Below are 13,965 nucleotides of genomic sequence, written 5' to 3'. Positions count from 1 at the left end.
TCTGTGGCCATGCTCGTTAACTCCGCACCTCCGCGGTGGGTTGACGTGCCGGTCACGTGCCGGGGTTCAATACGACCTGGGTCTGGGTGGTCTGTGCCACCAGCCGGTCCCGGTCGTCCCGGAGCTCGGTCTGTACGACGATCACGGTCCGGCCGATGTGCAGCGGGCGGGCGGTCGCGCGTACGGAGCCCGAACCGACCGGGCGCATGAGGTTGGTCTTCGACTCCAGGGTCGTGGTGCCCGCGCCCGGCGGGAGGTTGAGGAACGCGCACACGGCCCCCACCGAGTCGGCGAGCGACATGAGGGCTCCGCCGTGCAGGACGTTGCCGATGGTGCACAGCTCGGGCTTCCAGGCCAGGGTCGCGGTGACCGCGTCGGCCGCGGCCTCCTCGAAGGCGATCCCCAGGCCGGCCGTGAAGGGCATGGCGGCGGCGAGGTCCGCGAGTGCTGGGGTGCTGGTCCCGGAGGTCGTCACGATGGCTGCCTTTCGAGGAGCGGGGTGTTCTCGGACGGTTCAGGGTTCACGGTTCAGGGCTCAGGGTTCAGGGTTCATGGCCAGTCTGTAATACCGGAGTGAGGAACCACAGACGATTCCCTGATCTCCCGGACGCGGGCTGCGGGCGCTGTTTTGGGGCGAAGTGCGGTGGAGTATCGATTCGGTGAACGACTGTCTGCCATGTGTGGGAAGTGTGTGTTCGACGTGATTAAATCGTGCACAACTCGGCCAGGTGGCTTGATCTGATCGTTCGGTTCCCCGTGGCCTGCTCCCCCAGCAGGACTTCCGTACGCATGGGTCAGGTGCGCCGGGCCGAGCCGTTTTGCACGTGCGGCAGGGAAGGGACGGCGATCCCGCTCGCCCTCGCCACCGTGCCGGCCCGCCGCGTCCGCGGTGCCGCCTGCTGTCACGCACGTGAAGGGAATCCCCATGACCGCCACCGTCTCCAATTTCCACTACGGTGCCGTGACCCCCATCGCCTCCTATCTGATGGCCTGTCTCGGTGCGGCACTCGGACTGCGGTGCACGACGAGATCGCTGCGACGCCCGCACCGCAGAGCGCGTTGGCTGGCGTTGGGCGCGGTGTCGATCGGTTGCGGCATCTGGACCATGCACTTCATCGCCATGATCGGTTTCAGCGTCCAGGGCGCTCTGGTCAGCTACGACACGACGAAGACACTCCTCAGCCTCGCCGTCGCGATCGCCTTCGTGGCCGTCGGCGTCTTTCTCGTCGGCTACCGGGGCAGCTCACCGGTGAACCTGGGCATAGCGGGCACGGTCACCGGGCTCGGCGTCGCGGCCATGCACTACCTCGGCATGGCCGCCATCCACACCAACGGCGGCCTCCACTACGACGCCCTGACGGTGTCGCTGTCCGTCGTCATCGCCGTCGCGGCTGCCACGGCGGCGCTGTGGGCCGCGGTCTCCATCCACAGCCTGTGGTCCAGCCTCGGCGCGAGCCTGGTCATGGGCGTGGCGGTGACGGGTATGCACTACACGGGCATGGCCGCCGTCTCCGTCCACCTGACCGGTGAGTCCGTGGCCTCGCAGTCGTCCACCGACCTGCTGTCGTTCCTCCTGGCCATGCTCGCCAGCCCGCTCGCCGTCCTCCTGATCGCCGCCGTGATCGTCATGTTCGACCCCGACATGATGCTCGGCGACGACACGTGGGACCGGGACGGCGACCGGGGCCGGGTGGCCCCCACCCCGTTCGGCGCCGGCGCCGGTACCGGCACCGAACTGCCCGTGGCACAGCAGCCGCAGCGCTACACCTCTTGGTGACGGCAGCTGGGAACGGACCTCGGGGAGACGGCGTCCCGCGACCGTGAGGTGCTCATCGAGAGGGCTGAGGACTGAGCACTGAGGACGGAAGAAAGCCGGAAGGGCCCGAGACGACCGTCTCGGGCCCTTCCGTGTGAGCGTCGGCGTCAGCCGATTCGCTTCGTCGTGCTGTATCCGCTGGAGCGGAGCGTCGTCGCGGTGCCGAGCGCGGTGGCACCCCCCTTGTAGAGCAGAAGCGATCCGGCAGCGTTGGTCGCCACGATGTCGGGGATGCCGTCCCCGGTGGCGTCGGGGCTGCCGTAGAGCAGGGGGAAGGCGGCGCGGGTCATCGTGCCGGTGACGTACATGTCGTCGCCGTCCAGGCTGGCCCCGGAGGTGCCCAGGCTGGTCAGGACCGTGCCCACGCCGTCGCTGTCGAGGACCCCCTTGCGCAGAATGATGTGGCCCGCGCCGGTGCGGTACGTCATGTCGGCGGCGCCGTCGGCGTTGTAGTCGGCGATGGCCACGAAGTCCCGGTCGGCGTCAGCCCAGTCGGCCGTCGTCAGCCGGGTGGCCGTGGAGAAGGCGCCGCCGCTGTAGCCGGTGAAGACCCACAGCTCGGCGCCGTTCGCTCCGCCGGTCACGAACAGCTCGGGCTGGCCGTCACCCGTGATGTCGCCCGCTGACTTGATCTCCGAGAAGGTCGCCGGGGCGGGGGCGTTGGACGGTAGCTCCACCTTGATGCGCTTGCTGACGTCGATCGCGCCGTAGCCGTCGCCGGGGTAGAGGAAGAGCCGGCCGTCGGGAGTGCGCACCATCCAGTCGGTGACGCCGTCGGCTGGGGCGAAGTCGCCGTTGTGGGTGATCAGGGCGAAATTGCTCGTGGCGTTCCACATGTGTGGGGCGGTGGCCGCGTTTTCCAGCAGGGTGCCCTTGGCGTGAGTGCCGAGGCTGCTGGCGAAGAAGGCGCCGTTCTGGGAGACGGCGTCGATCCAGAGGTTTCCGTTGACGGTGATGTGACCGAAGTCGGCGTTTCCGTCGCCGTTCAGGTCGCCCGCGCCGTCCGGGAGCGAGCGGGGTGTGACGTAGAAGAAGTACTTGGTGGCGTTGGGGGAGATGTTGCCGGCCGAGTCGACTTCCTTGACGTACAGGGTGTTGGGACCGGCGGAGGGCGGTTTGACGTCGGTGACGGTGGCCGACTTGATGGGTGTGGTGCAGGAGGCCGTGAGACCGCCCGTGGTGCCCTGCTTGCCGCTCGCGCAGACGTAACCGGCGTATGTGGTGGTGTTGATGGAGTAGACGAACTTCACGATGTCGGTCTCGGAGGGGTCGCCGACCGCGAAGGTGAAGGCGCCGCCGGTGCCGAAGGGGTGCTTGGACCAGGCCTCGGGGTTACCGTCCGCGTCGTCGTCGCCGGGGAAGTCCGTCGAGACGGGGGGAGCGGGGGAGTCCGGCAGGTCGGTGTCGTAGACGAAGCGGCAGTAGCCGGTGCTGGGCGAATAGGCGCTGCTGGTCGTGGCGTCCCAGGCGCGTACCCGCCACTGGTAGGTGACGCCGTTGTCGAGCCCGGTGAGGACGGCGGTGGCGGCGGCCCCGTTGGTCGTCGGCCTGCTGTAGACGGTCTTCGCGCCGGTGTCGGTTCGGGTGAGTTCGAACTCCAGCCTGCTGAGCACGCCGTCCGGATCGGTGGCCTTGGCGCCGATGGAGATGCTCGCGGACTTGCCGACCTTGATGTACGGGGCCGCGCTGGTGTCGCAGGAGCCGGGGCTCATGGTGAGGGTCGTCGGAGCGTTCGGCTTGCGGTTGTAGGTGATGGACACCGAGGGCGAACCGCCGCCCTCTGCCTGGAACTTCTTCCAGGAGTACGTGTCCGTCTCCAGGCTGCTGGCGGATCCCGTCGGCGCGGTGGACGCGGTGGAGGCGACCAGGCCCACGGTGAAGTCGGTCCAGCCGTTGTCCGCGACCTCCTGGGCCAGCGAGGTGACGGTGAAGTTGACGTAGGCGTCCGGGCAGGCGCTGTTGGACTTCCAGCCGTAGGCGAAGGACTTGGAGGTGATCTTCCGCTTCCAGGCCGGCTGGTTGTTCCAGGTGGTCTTGGTGCTGATGGGATCGGTGCGCCACACCTGCACGGTGCGCTTGCTGCAGGACCAGGAGTGGGTTTCGAGGACCTTCAAGGTGGCGCTGGAGACGACCGCGCCCTTGATCGCGCTCGCGATCTTCATCTTGAAGAAGGACCGGGCGGTGCCCCAGGTCTGCGCCTCGAAGCCGACGCGGGCTTCCTTGGTGTCCTCGTTGTAGTTGGCGCCGTCGTAGAAGCTGGAGCCCGGGTACTTCTTGTAGGCAGTGGTCCAGTTGGCGCGGACGGCGGTCGTGGAGGGGTCGACGAAGATCGGGTAGGTCAGGTTCTCGGTGGCGGTGAGGTAGTCCTTCGGCGGGATGACAGTCAGGACGCCGCCCTCGAAGTCGGCGGCCACGACGGCGGCGTGAGCACCGTCGCCGGGGCCGTTCACGGCGGGCAGGGCGAGTGTGCCGTTCGCCGCGGCGGTCAGTGTGTAGGCGGCCGGGTCGGCGTTCTGCCCGGCGGCGTCCGTGCCGTCCGTGCCGTCCGCAGCGTCCGTGCCGTCTGCGGTGTCCGCAGCATCCGGGGTGTCCGCGACGGTGCCTTCCACCACCTCGGGGTTCTCGTTGGTCCCGGTCGCGGCCTCCGGGTCGGCGGACGCGGTGTCCGTGTCGTGGGTGCCCGCGGAGTCCCACAGGAACGGGGTGGGGGAGACGGCTATCTCCTTGCCCACGCTGTCCTTGGCCATCAGTACGTCGGTCGACGGGTCGAGGGCGAAGGTGAGGCTGGACGAGGTGACGCGGTAGCGCGGCGGGGTGGCGGCCAGGTTCGCGGCGGCCTCGGGTGTGTGCACGACGAGGACGTGGGTGAAGCCGGTGTCGCGCGCGGACAGCATCAGGTCCACGCCGGGCAGTACGCCTTCGTACAGTGCGCGGTTGTCCTCGACGACCGGCTCGGGGAGCGCGCCGGGCCACTCGAAGCCGATCTCGTGGCCTTCGGCGGTCATCGTCAGCAGCGGGGTCCACGGGCTGTCGGCGGTGTCGTCGATCTGCTCGATCTGCTCGATCCGCTCGGCGGAGCGGCTCTGACCACCGGTGTGGAATGCGGCCGTCCGGACCGTGGAACCGGAGGTGCGCGCCGCTGCCTCGCGGGTCGTGCCGCCGCCCTTCCTGCCGGCTGAAAAGGTCACCGAGTAAGGACTGTTGACGGTGCGCCAGCCCTCGTCGCCCCGCTTCAGCGAGGTGTCGATCGGTGCCCATTCGCCCTTGGCGTTCTTCGCACGCACCGGTGCGACCGACGACGTGTAGGTGAACGACCCGTCGGCGTTGGCGTACGTCGTGGAGAACTCGTCGGTCAGCGTGGCGACTTCGACCTGCTTGCCGCTCTTGCGGGCCCGGCGTTGGGCCTCATCCTCGTCGACCGGCTTCGCGGCGCGCGTGGACTTGGCGTCGGCGGGGGCCGTGTCGTCTTCGCGCAGGGCGAGCACGGTGGCGCCGCCGGCCAGCATGGCGAGCGCGGCGGTGGCGGCCAGCGCGCGCCGAACACGCCGTCTGCCGGGCGGACTTGGTTCCGTGGCGGTGCCGAGGTCGCTCAAGGGGCCCTCTCCGTGTTCTTCGGAATGCCCTCTGACCTTGCGAACGCGCGACGCGTCGGAATGGGCGGTTGGAGTATGAACAGTTACTCCGGGTGAGATCAACACCCTTCGGACGGCTGCGGCTTGGCAATGTCGACGCAAAGAGCTCTGGACAAGTTTTTTGCTGTTTTTTGTCTGCCTTTGATCGGTGACATAACTAACACAGACTTGTCACATCTTGACGTGGATCTTCACAGCACCTTTATGTTCGTGCTCGTTCAGTAAAATACTGATCACCATGTGCCATCGGTCCGAGTGTTTCTGATGGTTTATGACTCGGAAAGGGTCGATTGGCCGTGCGTGTGGCGCTGTCTTGGTGCGGCAAGGGTTCGTTGGCGAGATCGCCGCGTGAACGTCTGGTCCGTCGTAGAGCCCGGGTCGGCCTCATAGCCGGGCTCGTCCTCGCCCTCAACGTGACTCTCCTGCCCGGCGCCGTGGCGTTCGGTCCCGCAGACACCCGTACGCCGGTCGAACTCGCCGAACTTCAGGAGACGGAACCCGTCCCTGTTGACGAGCAGTTGACCGACGGCCTCAAGGAGCTGTCCGGCCAGGTTCCGGCCGAGCCGGAGGACTACGTACCCGCGGCGGTCGCCGAGGTGCCGGAGGCGTCCGGCACCAAGGCTGTCGACGATCTCACCGCGGGCGGCACGACGGAGGTCGCCAAGTCGGACGACGGCACGATGAGCATCGGAGTCGGTGCGCCGGAGGACGCCTCCGCCGCCGAGGTCGACGCCCTCGAAGGTCAGTGGAGCGTCGCCGCCGCGTCCGAGGAGGAGGCCGTGGCCAACGGCGCGCAGGGCTTCATGCTCGCGGTCGACGCGCCCGACACCGCCACCGGCGAGGCGGTCGTCTCCATCGACGCCACCAAGCTCGCCGAAACCTACAGCGCTCAGTGGCTCGACCGGCTCTCGTTCACGCTGATGCCGCCCTGCTACGCCACGACGCCCGACGTCGAGGAGTGCTCCACCGGTGTCCCGGTGAGCACCGCGGTCGAGCGCACCGGCGAGACCGTCGACATCGCCGTGGACGCCGGGGACTCCTCGGGTTCCGAAGCGGACACCGGTGAGGACGGCGCGGACGACGAGGTCGTCGGCTCCACCGACGAAGACGTGCCGGTGCCGGAGACCTTCGTCAACATAACCCTGGACACGGCCGCGCTGCAGGCCGTCTCGGGCACCACGTCCACGACGACCGCCGACTCCGCAATGAGCAGCGGGAACGACTCCACCGTCAGCTCCGCGGTCTGGCGCGGCGGCCGTGCCGCGAACGCCGTGCAGCAGATCGCCGATTCGGCCGGCGGCGGGCTGCTGGTGGGCAGTTCCTACGGTTCGGGTTCCGGCGGTGACTTCGCCGCGAGCCCGATCGTGTCGGCGGGTTCCTGGACGGCCGGGGGGTCGTCCGGCGCGTTCACCTACGCGTACACGATGGCGGGTCCGCAGGTCCCGAACGGGCCGTCCCCGAACGTCACCCTCAGCTACAGCTCGCAGACCTCGGACGGGCGGACGTCCGCCACCAACAACCAGGTCTCCTGGGCCGGGGAGGGCTGGGACTACAACCCCGGCTCGATCACCCGGACTTTCGTGGGCTGTGCCGCGGACACCGCGAACGGCAACAACGACAAGCACTTCACCGGCGACCAGTGCTGGGGCAGCGACAACGCCGTCCTCTCCCTCAACGGGACCACCACCGAGCTGGTCCGTGTCGGCACCACCAAGGAGTGGAAGAGCGCCCGCGGCGAGAACACGCGGGTGGAGCTGCTGACCGAGGCCGACTACGAGTCCGTCGTCGGCAACGTGTCCCACACCTCGGGCAACGGTGACAACGACGGCGAGTTCTGGCGCGCCACCACCGACGACGGCACGCAGTACTACTTCGGTCTCAACCGCCTGCCGGGCTGGTCCTCGGGCAAGCCGGAGACGAACTCGGTGCTGAACGTGCCCGTCGCGGGCAACCACAGCGCCGACCCCTGCCACGCGGCGAAGTTCGCGGACTCCTTCTGCGACCAGGGCTGGCGCTTCCAGCTCGACTACGTCGTGGACACCAGCGGCAACGCGATGACGCTGTGGTGGGAGAAGGAGAAGAACGCCTACGCCCAGAACATGAAGGAGAAGCCCCCGGTCGCCTACGACCGGGCCGGCTACCTCACCCACATCGACTACGGCCAGCGCTCCGGCTCCCTGTTCAGCGACGAGCCGCTCGGCCGGATGCGCTTCCACGCCGCCGAGCGCTGCTTCGACGACCCCGCCCTGAACGTGGCGTGCTCGGACAGCAACTTCGAGTCCAAGCAGTCCGACCGCACCCGGCCCTGGTTCGACACCCCCGCCGACCTCGCCTGCGCGACCGGCAAGAAGTGCCAGACGTACTCCCCGACCTTCTGGTCGCGGAAGCGCCTGGCCTCGATCGACGCCTGCGCCCAGCGTGAGCAGGGCGTACGGCTGACCGAGTACACCTCCGACGCCGACGGCAACGAGAGCGGGCAGCGCAACGCCTGTGGCCTGGCCGGCGACTCGGCGACCACGACCCTGCTGTCGAAGGTCGACTCCTGGGGCCTCAAGCAGTCCTTCCCCTGGAACCTGACCGGCGAATACACCGCGCTCTGGCTGGAGTCCATCACCCGCACCGGCTACGCGGTGGACGGCTCCCCCTCCTCCCTCAACCCGGTCTCCTTCTCCCACAACGAGACCGCACTGCCCAACCGCGTCCAGAACGGCGCCTCCGACACCTCCCCGGTCTTCGCCCGGCTGCGCATCCAGGACGTCGTCTCCGAGTACGGCGGCCGCACCCACGTCGCCTACAAGTCGCCCGAGGGCAAGTGCCTCGTCAATACCGCGCGCGCGGTGATCGACAGGAACGACCAGCTCTGCTACCCGGCCTACTGGCACGCGGACGGCGAGCTGGAGGACAAGCGCATCTCCTGGTTCCACAAGTACGTCGTCGACAAGATCACCGAGTTTCCACGCCTGGCGGACGCGAAGGAGATCGTGACGCAGTACCGGTACGAGACCTTCCCCGACGCGGTGAACGGCGCCCTGTGGGCGAAGAGCCAGGGGGAGTTCTCCCGCCCCAAGACCCGCACCTGGGACGACTGGCGCGGCTACCCGATCGTCACCACGATCACCGGTGTGACGGACGCCGGCGAGGGCACCGCCGCGTCCAAGTCGGTCACCCGCTACTTCCGCGGCATGAGCGACGACGTCCTCGCCGACGACACCCCGGAGAAGGCGTCCGACGACGTCAAGCGCTCCTATGACATGACGGACGTGACCGGTGAGGTACTCGGAAAGGACCTCAAGGCGTACGCCGGCATGGTCGCCGAGTCGCTGACCTACCCGGACGCGAGCGCGGCCACCGCCACCGGCTGGACGGCCCGTTCGATCAACTTCCCCGACGCCCCGGTCCGCCTGGCCACCCGCAACCGCACCGACGGCCCCGACGTCGTCGCCGAGCGCGTCACGCTCGGCGAGACCAGGACCATCAGCAAGGCTTCGGTCGCAGGCCCGGACGGCAAGCTCCTGCGCACGGTGACCACCAAGACCGACTACGACTCCTACGGTCTGCCGACCAAGGTCCACGAGTTGGGCGACGAGTCCGTCACCGGCGATGAGTCGTGCACGGCGACGTCGTACGTGCACAACACATCGGGGACGAACCACCTCGTCGGCCTGGTCGCGCAGACCGTCACCACCACTGGTGCCGACACCTGCTCCGCCGACGTCACCAGCGCGACGGCGTTGACGCTGGTCAGCGCCTCGCGCATGTACTACGACGGTGCAGCCCTGCACACCGCCGCGCCCACCAAGGGCCTGGTGACCAGGACGGAAGCGCCGACCGGCGCGGGCACGGGCTGGGCGGAGACCAACCCCGAGTCGCGGACGGAGTACGACGCGGTCGGCCGTGTCGTCAAGGTCACCGACCCGACGGGCGTGGTCAACAAGACCGAGTACACACCGGACAGCGGCCAGGTCTACGGGATCAAGACCATCACCGGTAGCAAGGTCGAGGCCGGCGTGGACATCGGCTTCACCGACATCACCGTCCTGGAGCCGGGCCGCGGCACCACCGTCAAGTCGACGGACGCCAACAACCGCGTCACGTCGTACGAGTACGACCCGCTCGGCCGTGCCGTCGCAGCCTGGGACGCCACCCAGTCCGCGACCGACGACCCGACGGTCAGGTACACGTACAACACCGATTCGAACAAACCGGTGTCCGTGGTCGTCGAGTCGCTCTCGGAGAACCCGAGCACCGCCGCCGGCGACGGTACGTACAAGTCCTCCACCACTCTCTACGACGGCCTGGGCCGCCAGCGACAGACCCAGACCCCGGCGGTGGACGGCGGCCGCCTGGTCACCGACACCCTCCACAACAGTTCCGGCCAGGTGCGCTACACCCGCAACGCGTACTACATGGAGGGCGACCCGGACACCAACCTGGTCGTCCCCGATTCCGAGTCGCTGGTTCCCAACGCGACCACGTACACGTACGACGGTCTGGGCCGTGTCCTGACGGTCACGCCCGTGTACAGCTCGTACCCGCAGACGGGCGAGACGTTCACCAACGCCGGCAAGCCCGTGCCGACGACGGACCGCCGCACCCGTTATCAGTACGGCCTCGACCACACGATCGTCCGCCAGCCGCAAGGCACCCCCGCCTCCCGGGTGTGGACGGACGCGCTGGGCCGCACCACCAGCCAGGACACGTTCAGCGACACCTCGCTGACCGAGGCCGGAGCGGTCACCACGACCTACGCGTACGACCTTCGCGGCGACATGGTGACCAGCACCGACGAAGTCGGCAACACCCGCACGTGGAAGTACGACGCCCTGGGCCGGGTCACCGACACCACCGACCCGGACGCCGGCGCGACCCACACCGACTACGACGCGTTCGGCCGTGTGGACAAGGCGACCGACGCCCGAGGCCAGACCGTCTCGTACAGCTACGAGCGCCTCAACCGGGTGTCGGAGATCAAGGTCACCCCCAAGGACTCCACGACCGCCACCGTCGCCCAGGTGTACGCCTACGACGGCGCGCCCGGCGGCAAGGGCCAGCTCGCCTCGGCCACCCGCTTCACCGACGGCAAGCCCTACATCACCTCCATCGGCGGCTACACGGCCGACTACCAGCCGACGGCGATGACCACGGCCCTGCCCCCGGGCTCGACCGCGGGCTTGACCGCCGAGGGATTCGCCACCCAGTACACCTACACGTACGCCTACAACGACGACGGTCAGCTGAAGAAGTACACCGCCCCGGCGGCCGGCGGCCTCGACGCCGAGGACGTGATCACCCGCTACAACGAGGCAGGTCTGCCGACCTCGGTGTCCGGCCAGGACTGGTACGCCTCGGAGACGTCGTACTCGCCGTACGGGCAGGTGCTGCGCTCGACCGCGGGCGAGGTGGGCCGTCGGCTGTGGCAGGAGAACACCTTCAACGAGTCCACCGGCGAGCTGCTGACCACCAGGCTCGTCCGGGAGACCCCGACCCCCGACACGACCGTTGTTCCCGGCAGTGAGGTCAGCAAGCGTTCCTACGCCTACGACGCCTCGGGCAACGTCCTGTCCGTCGCGGACCGTATGGGCACGACGACCGACCAGCAGTGCTTCAAGTACGACGCGCTCGGCCAGCTGAAGGTGGCGTGGACGACGCCGGGCGGCGGCGCCTGCACCGCCACCGGCAAGACCGACGCCGAGCCGGTCTACTCCGACGGCACGGTCAACGTCTCCTCCGGCAACGACGGTTACTGGCAGTCGTACGACTACGACGTGCTGGGCAACCGCACGAAGAAGACGGCGTACAAGGCCGACCCGACCATCACGGCCGGGGTGCGCGACACCAAGGGCGACGTGGTCACCGACTACGCCTACGGCACCAGCGACACGGCGAAGAACGACCAGCCGCACACGCTGACCTCCTACACCACGACCTCCACGTCGGCGGCGGGCGCACAGGTCAAGACGCGCTCGACGCAGAGCTACGACGCCGCGGGCGCGGTGGAATCCCGTTCCACGGGCGGTGACACGGCACAGGCGCTGACCTGGACCTGGGACGGCCAGATCGAGTCCGTGACCGGCTTCGGCACGGACGGCTCCGGGGCCTGGACGGGTGCGGGCGACATGTGCCTGGACCTTTCCAACGGGAGCAACGCCGCGGGCACCGCCATCCAGATCTACGTGTGCAACGGCAGCAAGGCGCAGAACTTCCGGGTCCAAGCGGTCGATGCCGACAACAACGGCACGGTCGAGGACACCACGGTCGGGCAGTTCGTCGCCGGCGGGCGCTGCGCACAGCCGAACGGCACCGCGGCGGGCTCGGCCGTCCTGATCCAGGTCTGCGACAACGCCGTGGCCGCGCAGCGCTGGCAGACGCTGAGCACCGGCCAGCTCAAGCACGTGGCGACGGGCTTGTGCATGTCGGTGCCCACCGCCACGGTCACCACCGACCTGACCCTGGCGGCGTGCAACTCGACCGTCGCGACCCAGCTGTGGAAGCCCGCGTCGAAGACGTCGTACGTCTACGACGCGATGGGCAACCGTCTGCTGGAGCGCACCAGCGTCGGCGCGGTGCTGCACCTGCCCGACACCAAGGTCTCCCTGACGACCACGGGCAAGGTCCGCTACACCGAACGTACTTACGCGGGTATCGGCGGTCCGGCGATCACCCGTTACCGCGAGGGCACCAACAACGCGGCGGGCGTGACCGAGTACAAGTTCGCCCAGTCGACCGACCTCAACGGCACTCCGCTGGCCGAGGTCCGTCTCGACAGCGGCATGATCGTGCGCACGGCGAAGAGGGACCCGTGGGGCGAGGACCGTGCCGCGAATCTCGCACCGCGTTCGCACACGACGTTCCACACCGGCGACGACGACACTCAGTCGGGCCTGGTCCACCTGGGCGCGCGAGAGTACGACCCGACCACGGGCCGCTTCCTCTCGGCCGACCCGGTCCTGGACGACAGCGACCCGCTCCAGGCCAACGGCTACTCGTACGCCAACAACAACCCGGTGACCCATGCGGATCCGTCGGGTCTGACGTCGTCGGCGTCGGAGTCGTCGGCGTCGAGCTTCGACTCGTCGATCGCGGCGCTGGACGCGGAGATCGCGGCGCATCAGCGGACTTTGAACCGTTCTCTGGGCGATGTGATCCTGTCGACCGGTTGGGCTGTGTTCAAGGGGTTCGTCGGCTGGGACGACGTGGTGGGCTGCTTCTCGCAGGGCGATCTGTGGGCGTGCGGCAGCCTGCTGATGGATGCCGTTCCGGTCACCAAGCTCTTCTCGGGGAGCAAGAGGATGTGGGGGGCCTTCCAGAACACGCGGCGGGCGGTGAAGGCGTGGCGTGCGGCGAGGGCGGCGGCCGAGGTCGGCTTGAAGGCGGCCAAGGCGGCAAAGGCTGCTCTGATCAAGGCGAAGAAGGCCGCGGAGGCGGCTGCGGCGGAAGCCAAGCGCAAGGCGCGAGAGGCCGCGAAACGTGCCGCGGAGGCGGCGAGGAAGAAGTCCCATACGGGCTCGGCGGGCGCCCGCGGCAACCCGGCCCAGGCCAAGGCCGGCCGATCCGCCCAGTCGAAGGGCTCGGCGGGCGGCGGCAAGGCGGAGAACAAGTCGGGTGGGTCGCGGAGCGGGTCGGGCAAGGAGGACTCGGGGGGCGGGGGTGAGGGCGCGAGCTGCCCGACGCCCAACAGCTTCACCCCGGACACCAAGGTCCTGATGGCCGACGGCTCGACCAAGCAGATCAAGGACGTCAAGGCCGGCGACAAGGTCCTGGCGACCGATCCGGAAACGGGCGAGACCACGACACAGACGGTCACGGCCGAGATCCTCGGCAAGGGCGTCAAGCACCTGGTCAAGGTCACGATCGACACGGACGGAAAGAAGGGCACGAAGACCGCCGAGGTCACCGCGACCGACAACCACCCCTTCTGGGTCCCGGAACTGGGCGACTGGATCGACGCGACCGACCTGCGGTCGGGCCAGTGGCTCCGCACGGGCGCGGGCACGCTGGTCCAGATCACTGCGGTCAAGCGGTGGACGGCGCTGGACGCGACGGTTCACAACCTGACTGTCAGCGTGGTGCATACGTACTATGTGGTGGCGGGGGCCACGCCCGTACTCGTTCACAACTGCGGTTGGAGTGAACTCGCGGCCTATCGAGCCCGCGAAGGAATGCCCGCACGCGGCAGCGCGGACGATTCCTTCACGGCCGCCCGCCTGCAAATCGATGGGCAGGTCTTCTTCGGGAGGAACGCGCACGGTCGCGCGGTCGATATTCGTGTGAACGCTCAGACGAAGACTCATGCTGAAGCCGATGTGTTTCAGCAGGCGAAGGATGCCGGGGTGTCCGGCACCAGAGCAGTTCTCCATGTGGATCGGGACTTCTGTCGATCATGCGGAGCAACTGGTGGAGTTGGGTCCTTGATGCGTGGCCTGGGAGTTGAAGAGCTACTGGTCCATTCGCCCTCCGGTATATTTACAATCAACGCAGTTCGAAGACCATCTACGCCGAGACCGCTAGGGTAGGGTT

The 13,965-nt window shown here is 68.4% G+C and carries 4 protein-coding genes; 2 read left to right on the top strand and 2 right to left on the bottom strand.

Going from position 1 to position 13,965, the window contains the following annotated elements:
• Window positions 1-52: 52 nt before the first annotated feature.
• Window positions 53-475 (bottom strand): PaaI family thioesterase, encoded by a 423-nt coding sequence (locus ACWD4O_RS25335; protein ID WP_451283099.1) that lies wholly within the window; start codon window positions 473-475, stop codon window positions 53-55.
• A gap of 450 nt (window positions 476-925) precedes the next feature.
• Between ACWD4O_RS25335 and ACWD4O_RS25330 the strand changes: the two genes are divergently transcribed.
• Entirely contained in the window at window positions 926-1,777 is an 852-nt protein-coding gene (locus ACWD4O_RS25330) for an MHYT domain-containing protein (protein WP_451283098.1), read from the top strand.
• A 146-nt stretch (window positions 1,778-1,923) separates the two neighbouring features.
• Here ACWD4O_RS25330 and ACWD4O_RS25325 read toward each other — a convergent pair whose 3' ends face one another.
• Window positions 1,924-5,409 carry a DNRLRE domain-containing protein gene (locus ACWD4O_RS25325; protein WP_451283096.1) on the bottom strand — a complete coding sequence of 1,162 codons (3,486 nt, stop codon included), beginning with the start codon at window positions 5,407-5,409 and terminating at the stop codon, window positions 1,924-1,926.
• Window positions 5,410-5,780: 371 nt separating this feature from the next.
• On the opposite strand from ACWD4O_RS25325, the gene ACWD4O_RS25320 reads away from it, so the two are divergent.
• A complete protein-coding gene (locus ACWD4O_RS25320; protein WP_451283094.1) occupies window positions 5,781-13,961 on the top strand; it encodes an RHS repeat-associated core domain-containing protein in 8,181 nt (2,726 codons plus the stop codon).
• Window positions 13,962-13,965 lie beyond the last annotated feature (4 nt).

The sequence above is a fragment of the Streptomyces sp. NPDC002623 genome (assembly GCF_053592635.1).
Note: the sequence above shows the minus strand (reverse complement) of the source record. Positions and strands in the feature narration are given on the sequence as shown.